Source organism: Candidatus Bathyarchaeia archaeon (assembly GCA_038882715.1).
Taxonomy (GTDB): Archaea; Thermoproteota; Bathyarchaeia; order Bathyarchaeales; family DTEX01; genus DTEX01.
Genome location: JAVZNR010000014.1, coordinates 1 through 17,483, shown reverse-complemented (window position 1 = coordinate 17,483; position 17,483 = coordinate 1). Strand labels below are relative to the sequence as shown.

General features: G+C 45.5%; 19 protein-coding genes. 13 read left to right on the top strand and 6 right to left on the bottom strand.

What is annotated here, in order from left to right:
• Positions 1 to 150: 150 nt before the first annotated feature.
• The 5 genes from QXR61_07885 to QXR61_07865 all read left to right on the top strand — a co-directional run bounded on the left by QXR61_07885 (position 151) and on the right by QXR61_07865 (position 5,901).
• Positions 151 to 1,686, top strand: a complete 1,536-nt coding sequence (locus QXR61_07885) for a DUF362 domain-containing protein (GenBank protein MEM3757866.1) — start codon at positions 151 to 153, stop codon at positions 1,684 to 1,686.
• A 209-nt stretch (positions 1,687 to 1,895) separates the two neighbouring features.
• Positions 1,896 to 3,911 carry an AAA family ATPase gene (locus tag QXR61_07880; GenBank protein MEM3757865.1) on the top strand — a complete coding sequence of 672 codons (2,016 nt, stop codon included), beginning with the start codon at positions 1,896 to 1,898 and terminating at the stop codon, positions 3,909 to 3,911.
• A 5-nt stretch (positions 3,912 to 3,916) separates the two neighbouring features.
• Complete coding sequence (locus QXR61_07875; protein ID MEM3757864.1) at positions 3,917 to 4,735, top strand: hypothetical protein; 819 nt, start codon at positions 3,917 to 3,919, stop codon at positions 4,733 to 4,735.
• On the top strand, positions 4,711 to 5,295 hold the full coding sequence (locus QXR61_07870; GenBank protein ID MEM3757863.1) for a hypothetical protein: 585 nt from the start codon (positions 4,711 to 4,713) through the stop codon (positions 5,293 to 5,295). Before QXR61_07875 ends, QXR61_07870 begins: the two co-directional genes overlap by 25 nt.
• A 90-nt stretch (positions 5,296 to 5,385) precedes the next feature.
• On the top strand, positions 5,386 to 5,901 hold the full coding sequence (locus tag QXR61_07865) for a zinc ribbon domain-containing protein (GenBank protein ID MEM3757862.1): 516 nt from the start codon (positions 5,386 to 5,388) through the stop codon (positions 5,899 to 5,901).
• Positions 5,902 to 6,035: 134 nt separating this feature from the next.
• On the opposite strand, the gene QXR61_07860 is transcribed toward QXR61_07865, so the two are convergent.
• Positions 6,036 to 6,836, bottom strand: coding sequence for an alpha/beta fold hydrolase (locus QXR61_07860; GenBank protein MEM3757861.1), 801 nt, complete (start codon positions 6,834 to 6,836; stop codon positions 6,036 to 6,038).
• 145 nt (positions 6,837 to 6,981) lie between these two features.
• Here QXR61_07860 and QXR61_07855 point away from each other — a divergent pair, with 145 nt between their 5' ends.
• A complete protein-coding gene (locus QXR61_07855) occupies positions 6,982 to 7,764 on the top strand; it encodes an aldolase/citrate lyase family protein (GenBank protein ID MEM3757860.1) in 783 nt (260 codons plus the stop codon).
• A gap of 416 nt (positions 7,765 to 8,180) precedes the next feature.
• A complete protein-coding gene (locus QXR61_07850; protein ID MEM3757859.1) occupies positions 8,181 to 8,849 on the top strand; it encodes a sialidase family protein in 669 nt (222 codons plus the stop codon).
• A gap of 3 nt (positions 8,850 to 8,852) precedes the next feature.
• Here QXR61_07850 and QXR61_07845 read toward each other — a convergent pair whose 3' ends face one another.
• Both QXR61_07845 and QXR61_07840 read right to left on the bottom strand, forming a co-directional pair.
• The gene (locus QXR61_07845; protein MEM3757858.1) at positions 8,853 to 9,719 is read right to left on the bottom strand and encodes an amidohydrolase family protein; all 867 of its coding nucleotides are present in this window, start codon (positions 9,717 to 9,719) and stop codon (positions 8,853 to 8,855) included.
• A gap of 6 nt (positions 9,720 to 9,725) precedes the next feature.
• Positions 9,726 to 10,964: a DegT/DnrJ/EryC1/StrS family aminotransferase gene (locus QXR61_07840; protein ID MEM3757857.1), complete on the bottom strand. Its 1,239-nt coding sequence runs from the start codon at positions 10,962 to 10,964 to the stop codon at positions 9,726 to 9,728.
• Between the two features lie 128 nt (positions 10,965 to 11,092).
• Between QXR61_07840 and QXR61_07835 the strand changes: the two genes are divergently transcribed.
• Positions 11,093 to 13,189: a beta-galactosidase trimerization domain-containing protein gene (locus QXR61_07835; protein MEM3757856.1), complete on the top strand. Its 2,097-nt coding sequence runs from the start codon at positions 11,093 to 11,095 to the stop codon at positions 13,187 to 13,189.
• Between the two features lie 42 nt (positions 13,190 to 13,231).
• Here QXR61_07835 and QXR61_07830 read toward each other — a convergent pair whose 3' ends face one another.
• The gene (locus QXR61_07830) at positions 13,232 to 14,509 is read right to left on the bottom strand and encodes a uroporphyrinogen decarboxylase family protein (protein MEM3757855.1); all 1,278 of its coding nucleotides are present in this window, start codon (positions 14,507 to 14,509) and stop codon (positions 13,232 to 13,234) included.
• A gap of 246 nt (positions 14,510 to 14,755) precedes the next feature.
• Here QXR61_07830 and QXR61_07825 point away from each other — a divergent pair, with 246 nt between their 5' ends.
• Positions 14,756 to 14,995 (top strand): DUF3782 domain-containing protein, encoded by a 240-nt coding sequence (locus QXR61_07825; protein MEM3757854.1) that lies wholly within the window; start codon positions 14,756 to 14,758, stop codon positions 14,993 to 14,995.
• 158 nt (positions 14,996 to 15,153) lie between these two features.
• Here QXR61_07825 and QXR61_07820 read toward each other — a convergent pair whose 3' ends face one another.
• Together QXR61_07820 and QXR61_07815 are read right to left on the bottom strand one after the other, a co-directional pair.
• The gene (locus tag QXR61_07820) at positions 15,154 to 15,561 is read right to left on the bottom strand and encodes a type II toxin-antitoxin system VapC family toxin (GenBank protein MEM3757853.1); all 408 of its coding nucleotides are present in this window, start codon (positions 15,559 to 15,561) and stop codon (positions 15,154 to 15,156) included.
• Positions 15,551 to 15,751 carry a hypothetical protein gene (locus QXR61_07815; GenBank protein MEM3757852.1) on the bottom strand — a complete coding sequence of 67 codons (201 nt, stop codon included), beginning with the start codon at positions 15,749 to 15,751 and terminating at the stop codon, positions 15,551 to 15,553. The genes QXR61_07820 and QXR61_07815 overlap by 11 nt, the downstream gene beginning before the upstream one ends.
• 141 nt (positions 15,752 to 15,892) lie before the next feature.
• Here QXR61_07815 and QXR61_07810 point away from each other — a divergent pair, with 141 nt between their 5' ends.
• From QXR61_07810 to QXR61_07795, 4 genes are all read left to right on the top strand, one after another.
• Positions 15,893 to 16,192: a hypothetical protein gene (locus QXR61_07810; protein MEM3757851.1), complete on the top strand. Its 300-nt coding sequence runs from the start codon at positions 15,893 to 15,895 to the stop codon at positions 16,190 to 16,192.
• Between the two features lie 39 nt (positions 16,193 to 16,231).
• Positions 16,232 to 16,633 carry a HEPN domain-containing protein gene (locus QXR61_07805; protein ID MEM3757850.1) on the top strand — a complete coding sequence of 134 codons (402 nt, stop codon included), beginning with the start codon at positions 16,232 to 16,234 and terminating at the stop codon, positions 16,631 to 16,633.
• Positions 16,593 to 17,012, top strand: a complete 420-nt coding sequence (locus QXR61_07800) for a nucleotidyltransferase domain-containing protein (protein ID MEM3757849.1) — start codon at positions 16,593 to 16,595, stop codon at positions 17,010 to 17,012. Before QXR61_07805 ends, QXR61_07800 begins: the two co-directional genes overlap by 41 nt.
• Positions 17,013 to 17,141: 129 nt before the next feature.
• Positions 17,142 to 17,483: hypothetical protein (locus tag QXR61_07795; GenBank protein MEM3757848.1), on the top strand; the 342-nt coding region annotated here is incomplete at its 3' end.

Sequence of the window (17,483 nt, the reverse complement as noted above, 5' to 3'; positions counted from 1 at the left end):
AAGCAAGATTCTCAAGAGACGTATATTAAACTTGCTAAAACCCCTTCAGCCCATAGACTGCGGGGTTCTTCTCCGCAGAGAGGAAAGATTTTAATCTTTCAGGAGCCCTAAGTAAACCACAATAATCGCATGGCGTATGGTGTATCGGCGATGAAATTTTGGGGCAGCCTTTCTTCGAAAATGGTTGAAAAGATCTCTCCACTATATGTGAGGTTATGTGAATTATGCTGCAACCCGTTTACAATGGGTTTACTAAGCCTCTTATGGTTCATTCTTAGGACGGGAACAAAGCCATCAAGAATAACTTATCCTTGCCAAAGGGCAGCTCTAGCGAATATCTACGTCTGGTTGGCAACATACATTTATCCGATTCTACACCTGTTTTACTGGAGGTTCTCTAAGAAAACTAAAACTAATTTAAAGAGGCTCATCCCCATCATAACCCTTGCGATTGTCGGCGTCGGCGTTTCACTGACACTGTGGGGCATATATGAAAACGTTAGGCGAGAGGGGGTTCGGGAAGCAGGGTTAAAAATTGAAGCTAAACTGGCAAAATTCGAACCATCCTCAAGCATCTTCGTTGTAAACGGCACCAGAGGAAATGACGACGGAGTCTTCAAGTTAATTGAGCTGATGGGTAAATGTGGTTTACCTTTTTATAAATCTCCTGAACCCGGTGTGAATAAAGGTCCAAGCGGCTTAATCGCAAGGGATGACGTTGTAATAGTAAAGGTTAATAGCCAGTGGGATGAGAGGGGTGGAACAAACACGGATCTGGTTAAGGCGATTATTCAGGCGATACTCAGCCACCCTGAAGGTTTTATCGGTGAGATAGTTGTGGCGGATAATGGGCAAGCGCAGTATGGTTCATCCGGCAGAGGTGGAAGCCTTGCATGGAGCAGAAATAACGCTGAGAATATTTCGCAGTCGATTCAGAGCGTTGTAGACTTCTTTGCTGGCAGAGGATATAGGGTCTCCACGTATCTTTGGGATTCTATCACCACGAGGAGGGTTAATGAGTACTTTGAGGGCGATATGGATGACGGATACGTGGTTAACGCTACTAGGAACCCTAGAACCGGAATAATGGTTTCATACCCGAAGTTTAAGACCGCTTTCGGCACGTATATAAGTTTCAAGTATGGGGTGTGGGACCCGGCGAACCAAACATATAGCGGCGGGAAGCTTAAGGTGATCAATCTTCCAGTCTTGAAGACCCATAGCATATATGGCGTCACAGCATGCGTAAAGCACTATATGGGCGTTGTCTCAGACAAGCTTACAGCCATGCTTGGCGCTAGGGCACATGACTCCGTGGGCACTGGTGGAATGGGAACACAGATGGTTGAGACAAGGTTTCCAACGTTAAATATAATTGATGCGATATGGGTTAACGCTGTGCCGCGCGGTGGGCCAAGCACCTCTTATAACGAGGCGACGAGAGTCAACATTATAGCTGCGAGCCTAGACCCTGTCGCGTTAGATTACTGGGCTACGAAATATATTCTTCTGGAGGTTGCGAGGCGGAAGGGCTACAGCGGATTAAGCTCAATTGACCCGGACAATACTGAGCGGGGATCGTTTGGCTACTGGCTTAGACTCTCAATGGAAGAAATAAGGAGAGCCGGATACCAGGCAACCGTTGATGAAGACTACATGAGCATCTACGTAATTAGTTTAAGTTAAGGCCAGTTTTTAAACCCTAATTAGAAATATTTGCCTTTAAGAAGAGCGGTATTACCAGCTCTATTGGTTTATCTTTTAAATTTTTCTTTAAATTTACGTGCGCCGGACGGTTGAAAATAGAAGTGTTTGGTGGAGCTTACCTTTTATTGATCTTAGAGTATCCTTAATAAAGAGGGCAAGCTCATTATATTGTCTCAAGAGGGCTACAGATGCTGATATCTGAAATAATCTTGGAGAACTTCATGTCCTACGAGTATGCTAGAGTACCCCTTAAGCCCGGCGTCAACATAATTTGCGGCCCTAACGGCGCAGGTAAATCCTCGATTCTCTTAGGTATATCTGTTGCCCTCGGTCAATCCTACACTGAGCGCTCCAAGAGGCTTAGCGACCTGATAAGGTGGGGTAAGGATATTGGGCGCGTCACCCTAGTCCTAAATAACTCCAGGGTTAAGGGCAAACGCCCAGTTCCAAAAATCAATAAGGATCAAATCTATTTAAGTAGGGTTTTAAGGCGTGATGGAAAGTATTGGTTTGAAATTGACGGTGTCGCGGCTAGTAAAGCCGAAGTTTTAAGGCTTCTCTCCCACTTTAACGTTGATCCAGACAACATGCTTATAATAATGCATCAAGATATGGCTGAGCAATTCATCCTTCTATCTCCTCAAGAGAAGCTTAGGCTTGTGGAGTCAGCCGTTGGGCTTGAATCCTATCGGAAAAACGTTCTGGAGGCGCAGAATAAGCTTAGCAGGATAACTAGTCAAGAGGAGTCGCTTAACAAGATGATTGAATCTGTTGAGCAGACCCTCGCTTACTGGCGTGAGCAGTATGACCGCTATCAAGAGAAAAAGCAGCTCATGCTTAAAAGGCGCTTCTTGGAGCGGGAGCTGGCTTGGGCTGAGGTCGCTAAAAGAGAGGAAGAAGTAAATAAAATGCGGGTTGAGATTGAGGATAAGAGGGCTGAGCTGAAGAAGATCGAGGATGCTATTAGCGAGCATGAAAACTCCATCAAATTGCTTGAAGAGAACATTGCCAACTTAAAGGAAAAGTGGCGGAGCCTTCTTGAGGAGAGAATCTCCCTCGAGAGGGAGAAAGCCCGATACGACATTGACCTTCTTAGGAGCAGAGACATGCTGAGCAGCCTAGAGGAGTTTTTCGGGGAGTGGGAGAGAAGCTTCATGGGTCTCTCTGCTACGGCTCTTAAAAGAGAAGCGACGAATATGGGAGAACTCAGCGAAGCGAAAATCTTTGAGGGTTTAAAGAGCTGGTTTAGCGCGCTTAAGTCTAAGATTGGCGAATTAAGAGACCTCAGCGAGCTGGCCAGCATAAAGCTCGCCAACATAGAGGTTAGCCTTCTAGATGTAAAGGATGAGTTATATAGGGTTGAGAAGAAGGTTGAGGATTCTGTTAACGCTCTCATCGACAATAAGGTCAGCTCAGCCGTCTTAAACTACAAAAGAAGCGAATTGCAGAGCGAACTTCAAGCCTTAAACAGTAGCCTAGATAATTTAATGTTAAGTCTCAATGAAGCCATTAAGAAGGCTGAGGAGAAGGGGCCACGCATAGCTGTTTTAAGGAGCCCCAACGAGATTCTAGATGAGATCCGCATCACGGATGGGCGCCTGCTAGCTATGGCAGAGGTATCCGAGGAAGTTGAAAAAATGTATGAGTCCTACTCTAAACTGTACTTTGAGCTTAAGGAGAAGGCCCGCATAGCCGCTGAAAACCGTGAGAAAACCTTGGAGGAGATCAGGGTTCGCATGGAGGCGTGGAGAAGCGTGATTAAAAATATTTTGGAGAGCGTTAACACGGAGTATCAGAATATTCTCTCTCAGGTTGCTGGCTCAGGTTTCGTGCGCCTAGTGAATGAGGAAGATATTGAAGCCGCTGGCTTAGAGATTTACGTAGGGTTTAAGGGTTCTCAGCCAATACCATTAAACATATATTCTCAGAGCGGCGGGGAGAGGAGCACCGCAACCATGGCTTTTCTATTAGCCCTTCAAAAGCATATAAAGTCCCCGTTCAGAGCCATAGACGAGTACGATGTTCACATGGATCCTAGAAACCGTGAGATAATAGCCAACCTGCTCATATCGGCTGTTAAAAATGAGGGCGCACAGTACCTCGCGATAACCCCAAACCAGATGTTTTTTGAGGGGAAAGAAGCCCACATAATCACGGTTCAGAATATTGATGGTAAATCTCTTATCAGGGAGGTTATTTCGTGAGCTCTATGGCCAGTGTAAAAAGAAAGGAGCTTAAGGAGGCTAGGGAAGATCTACGTAGGATAGTTGATACATGTAGGACTGTTGAGATTAAGGGTTTAGACCCGTATCTCGTTGACGTAGATGATTTGATTAAAACTATAAGAGATTATTTTCCCTTATGGAATGATACCGAAGATCTATGCTTAGACACCGAAGCGTTAAACAGCATAGCTTCAGTTGTTAGGATGCAAGGCGAATGGGTTAAGCGGAGAGCCACAGCGCTTTATAGAGACCCTTTCCTGATAGAGGAGAAAATCCGCGGTCTCCCGATAGACAGGATGGCTGAAATCTTCCTCAGGGTCTGGCGGCCAATAATTGAGCTTGAACAATTAACGCTTAGGGGCTTCCGGGAAGCCTTAAAATATTGGAGCGATCTTCCACCCCTAAACTTGAGGTGGCAAAAGATCGGTTATACTAAAACCGATATGGGTTTTGCGACTAGGGAGGAGATGGTTAAGGAAGGCGTATTATCAGGCGAACCCTTCATGGCTGAGCTCGAAAAAATGTGGCTTGAGTTAAAGGATCTAGCCTCGAAGAATGGAAGGGTTAAGTATTGGGATTTCATAGGTTCAGACACCTATGAGGAGACCGTGAGGAGGGCTTATCTGGCAAGCTTCCTCATAACCTACGGCTACGCGAGGCTGCAGGTACATTTCCTAGAAAACGATATATTTATACTGCCTAACGAGAAACCCTTAAACGAGGGTGAAGGCGAGTTAATATCTTTCCCAATATCCATAAGCTTTGAAGAGTGGGAGAGATGGAGAGAGGAAAGAGGAGCATAGATAGAAAAGCGTACTATGCCTCAAAGATGAGGAAAGCTGCGCAGCTCCTACTTTATAGGAGACACTCTACGCCGGGAGCTAAGGGTTGGGAGCTGAGGAGGCGAATAGGATCCGATTACCCCAAAGTCGTAAACCTTTTAGACGAGTACTTGGCGAAGATGGGGCTCACAGTTAAAATCGTCTTTGAGGAAGCGAACCCGCCTGAAAACCCAACAATCGAGCACTACGATAAGGCGAGGTTCTATGTGACCTTAAGAGACGACTTAACGGTTGAGGAGGCTAAACTGGTTGGATGGCGTATAGATGACTTAGCGGCGCTGTGCGCCTCAATAGCGTACATAATATCTAGGGGCGGGAAAGTGCCTAGGAAGGAGTTAGAGGATTTGTTGAAGGCTAAGATTCCAGATTGGCGGGTTGAAATAGACCTCAGCAAGTTTATTAGGCTTGGATATATGGTTGAGGACGAGAATGGACAGATCTATTTGGGGTGGAGGACGAGGGCCGAAGTCGATCAGAAGAAACTAATAGATTTACTGCTCGAATCAGAAGCAAAAATGTAGATGCCCATTTTAAGCCGTTTTAATTACCGCTGTTTGGCGGCGAAAATTCTTTATACGTGGAAGCTCAGACATATAGGAGAGGTAATCTTAATGTCGATCTGTCCAAGTTGTGGTAGGGAAGTTCCTCCAGAAGCAGCTTTCTGCTCGTATTGCGGGGCAAGTTTAACCGCTGTGCCGCCACCGCCCCCACCGCCACCGCCCGTGATGGTGGAAGTCCCCATATCTTATCAGATTCAGACGGCAACCATATTCTTTGATGAAAAGGCTTCGCGCCTAGAATTAATAGTGAGGATAATATGGAGCTTTCTAGCCGGTCTAGTAGGCTTTGTTTACGGCTTGGCATTCAGTCTCATTATTCTTCTCTACAGTATAGCTGCCGGAATTCTGAATTTCATCAACTTCATTAAAATTCTTATAACCGGGAAGCGCTGGAGAACCGCTTTCAATTGGCAAGCAAAACTCATCGATAGGAGCACAACCTACTCCACTCGCTTATATAATTACTGGATGAGGAGGGCACCGTATTTTGGGCTTATGATCGATAAGAGGCCAACACTAGGAATGGAACCGGCGCCATCCAGAACGCCCGGAGGTACTCCGGCTTAATCATATTGATGCATCTTAACCCTCGCCTCTCCCCTATTTAATTAACTAAGACAGAGTTGTTTCACCTAGGGCAGCGATGGAGGCGAAGCGTCGGGTTTAGGCTAGAAGAAAGGCAGGCCACATTCATCTAAATCTTAGAGTTTCTCTTTAAACCAGCGCATTACCTCGCTCTCCATCTCCAGGGTATATGTGTGGCCCACGTCGTACATAACTAGTTTAAGATCGTCTGGATTATTGCGGTAGTAGGGTTTAAGAGCCTCGTATAGGGGAGCGATGCATTCCTTAGGCACAAGGTTGTCCGCAATTCCCCCCAATAGAAGCAGAGCTGTTGGCGGAAACCTCTCCAAATTATTTAAGGGATCGTATTGCTCGAAAAGCCTTCTAGTCTCCTCATCGGGATTAAGCATCGCCTCCCTTCTAAAGCATTTAAATGGAAGGATATCTATGGAGGCTAGGTTTCTAATTAAATGGGGGAAATTTGCGGCTCCAATGATCGAAGCCGCAGCTCTTATTCTCTTCTCCATTGTTACTGCAACCGATGTTATAAAGCCGCCCATTGAAATCCCCATCAACCCAATCCTTTCTAAGTCAACGAAACTCCTCGACCCCAAGAAATCTATGACCCTGCTAATATCCTTCGCCGTCTCCACGACAGTGGTTAAGAAAGTTTTTGGGAAGTTTTCAGTGAATTTAAACCAGAAATCGGGGTCGAAACGCTCCCCGTGCATCCGCGCATCAATCGCCGCTGAGCAGAAACCTGCATCCGCAAATTTTAGGTACGGCGTCAGCAACCCTTCCTTGCTACCAGTAAATCCGTGGAGACATATTATTGTGGGCATAGGCTCCTCTCGCTCACGGTAAATAATTAAAAGCGGAATCCTTTCATCTCCAACAAGATATTTTTCAACCATGTATTTTCCCTTAATTTCAAGCAACAGCCATACGCTCCAGTAGACATCTTTATAGACATTGTTGATAGCATGCGGCTTATAAAAGTGCGGCGAAAACGGCATAGAGATATAAGCGCTTCAAGGTTAACTTTAAGATGAATTTAGAGTTTAAAGAGCGAGGTGGTATGGTGTGAATTTCAGTTCTGAAGAGTTTTTCGGGCAGTTTAAGAGTAGGCTTAGGAGCGGAGAACCATTGCTGGGCGCCGTCATATCAACCCCTGAACCGGATATCGCGGAGTTTATGAGCACGCTGGGTTTCGACTGGTTCTGGATAGACATGGAGCACTGCCCGCTAGAGATAAAATCGGTGCAGACAATACTGCAGGCTATTCGCGGATCCGGGGTTGCGTCCCTTGTCCGAGTCCCGTGGAACGATCCAGTGTATATAAAAAGGGTTCTCGATCTAGGGCCGGATGGCGTGATAATCCCATGGGTTAACAATAGAGTTGAGGCTGAAAACGCCGTGAAATATTGCATGTATCCGCCGAAGGGGGTTAGAGGATGCGGGCCGAGAAGGCCCACATGGTTTAGAAGTTTTACGGAGTATGTCACGAAATCCGATGAAGAGGTGGTTATAGTCGCCCAGATTGAGACTAAGGAGGCTGTGGAAAAAATTACGGATATAGTTTCCGTTAAAGGCTTAGACGCGACAATAATAGGGCCGGCGGATTTATCGGCTTCATTAGGCTTCCTCGGCCATCCTGAAAACCCTGCTGTTGCCGAGGCGATAAAAACGGTTTTAGAGGCCCATAAGGGAACAAGCGTTACACCCGGCATATTCTCCGGCATAAATAATGTTGGGAAATACCTTGAGATGGGATTCAGGCTTATATGTATTGGAAGCGACCTAGATTTTCTGGCAGCTGGGGTGAGGGAGACTCTAAGAAAGGTTAAGAAAACCTATGCTGGTTAATGCTGGCAGACTTTTAGAAACATTAAAACATGCTTTAACCGAATAGAATGAGACATGCTGTTTTTATTGCATGGTGGCGGCCATGACGAAAATTATTTCTCATCGAACAGTTGTGCGCGATGGATGGCATAACGCATTTACAGACCTATGCTTTTGGCGCGGCGCCTATTGGCTTACCTATCGACGTGGGTCAGCCCATATATCACGTGACGGCGAAATAATCGTTATGCGCTCAGAGGATCTGAAGAGATGGCGGAAGACTGCCCGCTTAAAGACTGTTGGCGATGATAGGGATCCGAAATTATGCGCTGTTGAAGACCGGCTGTATGTTTACTTCGGCACATGGCTTCCTAAACCTGAGGGATGGCTTGACAACTATTATGGCCCCCTTATTTCACACGTGGCTTTTACGGACGATGGATTCAACTGGTCTAACCCGATCCAAGCATATGGGCGGAACTGCTGGTTATGGAGGGTTCGCTATCATTGGGGTCTTTTATTCAGCAGCCTACGGCTGGAGCGACCCAAGAGAAAAACACAGATCCTTCCTAGATTTGCTTGTAAGCGACGACGGCTTAAACTGGAGAAAGCATTCGAGAATCGCGGGGGAGGAGGATAAACCCAATGAGGCAGACCTGCTTTTTCAAGGGGATGGCGAATTATGGTGTATCGCCCGCTCAGGCAGGAGCCCGGATCACAGCCTCTTCTATTACTCTAAGCCGCCATATCTAGAGTGGGGGAGAATAGATTTGAAGATTACAATCCACTGCCCAGTCTTCTGCAAATGCGGCGACAAAATACTTGTTGCGGGACGCAGGCATATGAGCGCTCAATGGATACCGCAAGACACGCCGGCCGGTAACACCGGCATATTCGTCGTCAAGGCGCATGGAGCTGTGGAACCGTTTTTCGCGTTGCCTTCCTGCGGCGACGCAGCGTATCCGGGCTTAATATCCTGCGATCGCGATAGGATCATCATAAGTTATTACTCGCAGCATGCTTATCTGGGCGGCGTGATTGATGGCGATATCTCGGCTCCATTAAACATAGCCGATATATATGTGGCTGAAATAGCTCTTGAATGATCATTAGCGGAGCAATCTCTCTAGGTTTCTGTGAAAAATGTTCTTGTAGGCTTCATCGCCGAGATTCATGTTTCTCAGCAGATTTAGGAGCGAATGGTTTGATGAGAAAAATGCCTCTAAATCCGTGCCGTACAGAAGCTTCGTGTTAAGTTTCTCTAGGAGCCTTTTGCCGAAATCTAGGTCTCTTTGCAGAGCATTGTATCCTGAGAACGCTGATAAATCCCCATATATATTCGGGTAGCTCTCAAGCAGAAGAACGGCTCTTCCAGCCTTCTCAACCGGACCCTGAGGATAACTAGCTTCCTGTGGGACATCAGCAGATATATGCCGCCACCATCCGGGCCCATGCATTATAAAGTTCACGTTATCGAATTTTCTCGCGATCCTCTCAAGCCCCATCAGGTCGGGGTCTAAGGCTCCGTAGGGATCGTTCTCCGAGGCAGCTACGTGAATTAAAACTGGCACCTCGAATTTTGCGCAAATATTGAAGAGCTTCAAGTTTACTCTGTGATCTAAAGGCACCTTGGAGGTATATTCTCCAAAACCCTTGCACCCCATGTCTATGTAGAGTCGTGTCTCCTCCTCGAAGAAGGGTTCTCTAACGTCCAGCGCGCAGAACGGTATAAATTTGTCGGGATGCATTCTATAGGCCTCTAACACGTATTGCGTTGGCATTATTATTGGAGTGTTATTCCAGCTGTAGATTGCCAGTAAAACCGCTCCTGAAGCCTTAGTATCATTGAGGAAGGAGAGTAAAACCTCAAGAGTCACTTTATCCCATTGGGGTGAAAACGGGTTATTTATGTCTATAAAGTTTCCGATATGAGTGTGGCAATCAATAATTCTATACTCTGAAAAACTCTTCTCCATAAGTATTCACACCTTCTCTCTATAGTATCTTGCTACTTTGCTTACCGCCCTAAATATGTCATTAACATCCTCATCATTATAGAACTCATTTATAGGTATCGTAATCAACTCTCTTAGAAACTTCTCAGCATTAGGGCAATCACCCTCCTTATATTCAATCCTCTTACCGTAGCGCGGGCAATCAGATGGGCAACGTGAGGATCCATATGTAACCTGATCTTTAAGCACCCTAAACAAGTAGAGCGGTTTCCTAATGTATCCGAAGCTAGCGGGAACCCCCTCAGCTGAAAGGGCCCTCGCGAACTCCTCAGGGCTCACTTTTAAGACCTCCCTATTAATGGTGAACGGGTAAAGCCAGTAGGAGTGGGCTGACCAAGACGGAACATGAGGTGGATTTATTCCTTCAACCTCACTTAAAAGTTTCGTCAGCATGTCGCCAACCCTTCTCCTCCTAGAGACTATGTCTCTTGCCTTACGCACTTGGGCTAATGCCACGGCTCCTTGCAGCTCAGTCATCCTATAATTCATGGCTAGAAACAAGTATCCTCTATCATCCGCCCTGCCCCTAGGCCAAGCCTTATCGGCGAATAGCCGCGCTCTCTCGGCGAGCTCGCCGCTGCTTGTTATTGTTACCCCACCGTCTCCGCAGGTTATTTGCTTTGACTGTTGGAGACTGAAGCATCCGAGGTCGCCTATTGTTCCAGCAAGCTTCCCCTTATATTCCGCTAGATGCGCTTGGGAGCAGTCTTCGATCAAATATATGCCATGTTCCCTACAGATCTTTGCCAATCGATCCATATCGCCGCATTGCCCGAAGAGGTGTATGGCGATAACCGCTACTGTTCTATCAGTTATCTTTCTTTCAACGTCATCTGGATCTAAACCGTAAGTGTTTAACTCTATGTCGGCGAAAATGGGGATACAATTCTGGTAAAGTATGGGAATTATTGAGCCGATATCGCTTATCGGCCCAGTTATAATCTCAGAGCACGGATCAGGGTTTATCGCTCCCAGAGCCACGTGTATCGACGCTGTCCCAGAAGTGGATGCTATAGCATGTTCAACCCCATAGAGCGCCGCGAACTCTTTTTCAAAGGCAGCTACTTTTGTTCCACCAACCCTATTTAATTGGCCAGACCAGATGACATCTATCAGCTCTTTAAGCTCCTCAGCCCCTACATCCCTCCTGCTTGGAAGCGGCCTAGTTCTAGTTTTAGGACCCCCATTTATAGCCAATTCTTCCATAATGTTCGCCCAGAAATCTTTTGTTAGACTACGTATTTTAGCCTTTTATCCTCATCAGCATCCTAAGACTCCTCCCCTGAGAAAAACAATTATAAGATTTTTGGTAAACAATGTGATAGGTGCGGTTTATGGATGAGAAGCCTTGGTGGCGTAAACCTTTAACAATAGCGGATCTAAGCATATCTGGCGCCGACGAGGTTCTAGCCGCCGACCCCGCGAAGATAGCTGATGTTAAGAAAAGCCTTGGCTTTAACGCCGAGCATCTAACTTGCAGCGACATTTATGGCGGTGAGAAGGGCATATTTTACTTTAAGACTAGAATCGCGAGGAATGTTCCACGAGACTTCTTCAGCGAGTATCTGCCAGAAGCCCATAAAAGAGGGATTAAAGTCTTAGCCTACTATAATGTGCACTGGATAAACGTTGAGTTCGGCAAAGAACATCCGGAATGGTTGCAGGTTGACGTAGAGGGGAGAATTATAAGCGACCTGTATGGTTCAGGAAACGCTCCATGCGTAAACTCCCCGTGGAGAGAATGGTCTCTTCAAGGGATAAGGGATCTCGCGTCATACGATATAGATGGAATATTTCTAGACGGCCCCATATTCGCTCCCAGAGCATGTTACTGCGAAAGCTGCCGGGAAAAATTTAAGCGTAAATATGGGCTTGACCTTCCGAGAGAAGAAGATTGGGGAAAAACTGTTTGGAGGGACTTCATAGAATTTAGGTACGATAGCATAGCTGAGTATCTTAGAGACGCTGAAAGAACCCTTAAGGAAATTAAGCCAAAATCTATAATTTACATGAATTCCACTGGTTTGTGGCCGGGTTGGACTGCTGCTAGAGACAATAGGCGACTAATCAGATACCAAGATATTCTTGGGGCTGAGGGAGGCTTCCTCTACTATGATTTGAGAAGAGCACCGCTATGGAAAGCCGGCATGACAGCTAAGCTCCTTGAGACTCAAGCTGAGGGCAAGCCGACAGTGGTGTTTATAGCGGGCGCTAACAAGGGTTGGGACGAGTACCTCCTAACGCCAACCGAAACCAAACTACTTTACGCAGACTCAATAGCTAACGGAGCAAACCCATGGTACGGGATACCTTGGTATCTAAGCGACAAACCCGGTGCATTAGCTGCCGGAGAAATGAACAGATTTATAATTGAAAACTCCGAGTACCTGGAGGAAACGATTCCTGTAGCAAACGTTGCCCTTTTCTGGTCTAGCAAATCGGCTGACTTCTATAGGCCTGAAGCCCCAGCCATGGACTTTACCCCGCAGAGAGAAGAGTCTGTTAAAAGGGAGCCGGCTGGAAGCTTCTATGAAGGCTTCTTGGGGTGCTATGAGATTCTCGTTAGATCCCATATACCCTTCAACGTTCTGGATGAGGATGCCATAAGGCCTGAAGTTCTGCGCAATTACGGCTTACTTGTAGCCCCCAACTGCGCGTGTCTTAGCAAGGATAAGGCTGAGATTATCAAGAAATATGTTGAAAACGGTGGTTGTTTGATCGCCAGCTTCGAGACTTCAAGATATGATGAATATGGTGATTTGCTCGAAGAATTTGAGCTAGCTGATGTATTTGGGGTGAACGTGGGTAGAGGGGTCTTCGGCCCCTTAAACATCGACTACATGTCTGTTGTATCAGACCACCCGATCGCCGATGGTTTGAGCGCTAGACTGCTTCCGTGTCCAACCTATGGGATTGAGGTTTCGCCTACAACGTCAAAGGCTATATGTATGTACCATGAAAAGATGGCTGCCAGATACATGAGGCTCCCGCAGCTTTCTAAAAACCCCGCTATTCTGGTAAACGAGTACGGGAGGGGTCGCTGCCTCTATATTGCGGGAAACTTTTTCGAACACTACTATAACTATCATAATCCGGATTATAGAAGAATCATCCATAACTCCGTCAGATGGATGGCTAAAACTCTAGTAACCCTCGAAAACTGCCCCAGCAGCGTCGAGGTCACCCTTAGATACCAGCCTAAAAAAGATAGGTTAATTGTCCACCTCGTCAACTTTACCGGCGAAATGACCAGACCAATAGAATCCCCAATCGCCTTGAAAGACATTAAGGTCGCTCTCCACGGCTTTAGGAAGTATAGGAGCGCTAAAGCACTTCGGTTAAATCAGAGCCTAAATCTAGAAGAAAGCAATGATACTCTAAACTTTACGATTCCATTCATCCAAGAATACGAAGCCATCGTTCTAGAATAGTGAGGGCTCCCGCCATATTCGCCATGTAGAAATGGCTGGAAACTATTGAATTGGATACACGCCGTATTCTCTAACCGCTTCATATAACGCTATTACGTTTTCCACCGGAACCCTAGGCTGAACATTATGTATGGCGGCGAAGACGAAACCGCCTTTAGGGGCAAAGATCTTTATCCGCTCACGCACCTCTCCCCTCACCTGAACTGGTGTGCCGAAGGGCAGGGTTCTCTGCGTATCCACTCCGCCTCCCCAGAAAACCATCTTGTCTCCATATTTTGCTTTAAGCCTGCGTGGATCCATGTTTGCCGCCGACGTTTGAACCGGGTTTAAAATGTCGAACCCCGCCTCAATAAAATCCGCTATCAGCGGCTCTATTGAACCGCAAGAGTGTATGAAAGTTTTCCATTCAGTGTTCTCATGTATCCACTCGTTGACGCGTTTATGAAAGGGCATATACAGTTTCCTGTAGGTTTCCCTTGACATAAGAGGCCCATTCTGCCCTCCAAAATCGGTTCCGCTGACGAAAACCACTTGAACCCTGTTCTTAACGACCCTATAGATCTTTCTCAGGTTTTCTAAGGCGACCTCGCATTGAAGCTCAAAAACCTTGTAAATGTAGTCTGGGCGCCTAACATGGCACATATACCACTCCTTAACCCCCCTAACGCCCTTAGGATACTTTAATTGTAGACCGGGGACGAGGGCTATGTCCCCGAAACTCGTTCCGCCGAAATTAGCAAATATGGCCTTATCGGTTTCATTATATAGCCGCTCAGTCTCACGCCTATAGTATTCAAGCTCCTCGCCTGAGATTGAACTGAACTCTTCAACGTTCTCCTTGGGATCAAGCCTACCCCAATCTATAGGCTTTTCCTGCCGATCCAAGGCGTCAAAGTAGAACCCGCCCTTAGGCATACGGGCGCATGGAGGGACGCCGCGGTCTCCTTGCGGATACATTAAAATGTTTCCCTCATGGTCAGGCTCAGTATTAAATTTCTCGGGCACAAGCACAGGCGTACCATCAAAAAGCCTCCAAGGCTTCCAGTTCTCGTTCTTAAAGCCGAAGAAGTTTACATGGCTGCTTAAACAGGCAACGTCAATGCCTAATGCATCCCAGAGATCAGGCTTAATCTCACCCAACATCTGAAAAGGCTCCACAACCTTAACTGGAGCGCCGGGCGTATCTAAACCAAAAGCCTGCCGCAACGCATAAACAGTGCTAACATGCATACCAGTCACAGCGCTGCCTCCAAGGTCAAGGGGAACCCTATCCGGCTCCTCATGATTTAATGCAAGAGTCACGCGCTCCCTCGAATTCATAGGCTTTCATCTCCCTCAATATTCTTCTATTTCAAGAATATTAATTCAGCTATCGAAAAACATTTAGCACCAAGTAACCCAGTGATGAAGAGTCTTGATCAGAAGCGTCTGTTTGTTTTCTCAGATAAAGTAAGGCATATATTTTGTCGAACCGCAATGGTATTTAGGCAGGGTTAGCTATGGAGATTAGTGATCTTAAGGCTAAGATTTTTAAATTGCTTCGCGAGGACTTAGAGCTACATTATATTGTGGCATAGCGGCACGAAGAGTTGGCTAAGCTTAGAGCCGATATGGCTTAGGGCTTTAAACCTTCTCAGGAGGTATATCGATGACTTGGGCGCTAGGTGGGGCATGATGAGTGAGCAAGAGTTTAGAGACGGATTCAAGGATTCAAGGGTCTTCATCGAGAGGAAGTTCGGCTTTAAGATTGAGAAGTGGGTTAGATGGGATAATGAGGGCTATGTCTCTGGTTCGTTCGCTATCTGAGACATAAGTAAGGGTTCAGACATGATATTCTTATTATCGCGGATTTTAAGGAGAGTTTCCTCGTCTAGATAAAACTCTTATGAAATTAAATACCTTAGAGAAACCGCTTCATAATAGAGGTTATGGAAAAAGGAGAGTATATATGTTTCCTAAAAATTTTAGATGAGAATTACGTCATCTTTTAAGTCAGCGAAGTGCTTATCCCCGGTCACAACTTTTGCATTTCCCTTTCTGGCTGTGGCAAGTATAATTGAGTCTGATAAACCCCAATCTCTCACAATCTTCCTTCTTTCAACATCTATCTCTCCAGCAAATTTCGCTATGTCCATAGTTAGCTCCACAATGAGCGTTGAAGTTCTTATAAAGTCCAGCTTTTCCTCCCTTCCCTCCATTGTCTCCCTCCCCTCAAAAATCTCATTTAGCAATTTCCTACTAATCTCTGCAATAACTATTGTTGGTGTGGCGGAATTCTCCCCTTCAATATATGGTCTTGCTAGAGAGCCCCTAGATGAGCCCCTAAAATATTCGATCCAAGCATAAGAGTCTATTATGAAGTCATAGCTCATGAAACTCCGCTTCCTCCTCCTCGCTGAAAGGTGTCAGCCTAGGGTTTGAGCCGAATAAGGAGACCTTAACCCCATACTTCTCCCTTAAAATAGCCCTTATAACTTCATCATAAGTTTTGGCATTCATCCTCCTCATGAGATCCTTCAATAACTGAACGGTCTTTCTGCTCAACTGAATGGTTGTCTTCATAGTAATAACTATAACTATAACTATAATTTAACCTTTTATCCCCCTATCCATGAGGAGGATGAATACAATCATCTACCATTTTTAACTGAGGCTGTGAGAGAAGTTCTTGTGGGGGCTTAAGTATACATTTTCGGCTCGGCTTTGGAGGATAATTTAACGGTTGACAGCGATGTAGGAGCGCTCATTATCATGGATTATCTGCTGAGAAGCGGCTTAGAGAGGGTTAGGCTAATCGATAGAATATGGAAGGCTATAGAGAAGAGAAGAATCTCAATATGTTATCACTTCGAAATACAACTCATAACAAGAGAAGAACCAAAGCTCCTTGAGAAAAAAAGGCTTCCTAAAAATCCTATGAATAATTGGCGTATTAGGGAGGAGGGATATTATCTTTATAATAGGTGGAATAAGATTAGATTAGTGGTGGTGCGGCAAGCTTAAATTCTAAATTAATGGAATGATTATTTGGGGCTAAGCTTAATGGTTTCGAGGGCTGGGGACTGGCTTAGGCAGGCTATAAGAGACTATGAGCATGCTAAGAGGTCGCTTGAGGCTGGCGATTATGAGTGGGCTTGCTTTGCATCGCATCAGGCGGCTGAAAAGGCTGTTAAAGCGCTGTATCAGGCGGTTAATATTGAGGTTTGGGGGCACTCAGTCAGCAGGATGCTCGAAAGCCTACCGGAAAACCTTAAGCCGCCGGCTGAAATGATTGATATGGCTAAGGAGCTGGATAGGCACTATATTCCATCGAGATACCCAAACTTCCATCCAGAGGGCGCGCCGCTAGATTACTACACGAGGACGGATGCGGAAAGAGCCATAAAATATGCTGGTGAAATAATTGGGTTCGTCAGAAGTAAGATTCTTCAAACTCAACTATGAAGCAGTAATAAATGAGCTTAGGGAATATGCCAAAAAAGCCCTAGAGAAAGGGGCTCTTTCAGTTATATTGGTTGGATCGCTGGCGAGAGGAGATTATACAGCCTTCTCAGATGCGGACATAATAATCATAGTAGAGGAGAGCAGCGAGAGGCCAATGGATAGAATCGCTAAATTCATGGAGACAAAGACATCGGTAGATGTGGATGTAAGAGTCTACACCCTAGAAGAGATCGAGAACATGATGGGATGCGGAAGCAGAATAATACATGAAATAGCCGAATACGGAATAATACTCGGAGGAAAACAAGAAATCATCAGGCGGATTAAAAAGGCAATAAAGCAAAAATCTCCCAAAAAACTCTTCAAAAATAAACTTTAAATCACGCTTCCCCCATATCTTTGGCATATCACTAGTCTCATTGATAAGGCAACTAGCGTCTCTAATTATGCTCAACGAGAATGTCGATAATATTTTATATCGCCAAAAATAAGTATTTTAGGCGACGCTATGGAAACTGTGGAGAGTTTAGATACATTTGACACTATAGTTACCAGAGATGTTTATAAACCGATAGATCTCTTCTATTTTGTTGGTAAGGCTCTTCAAAGAAGCAGAGTCCTCAAAATTGATCCCTTTAATTTTCAAAAATTTAGAATTGAAGCTGAGAGATTAGCCAGGATTAAGTCCGTTCATGAAGATGTCACCTTAGATGAGATCTATAATATTTTATCAACGATTCTAAGTTTGGACAAAGATTCAGCTAAAATTTTAAAGGAAAAGGAGATTCGGCTAGAAAAAGAATCTTTGGTTCCGATTTTAGAAAATTTTGGGAAGATATCCGAAAAACTA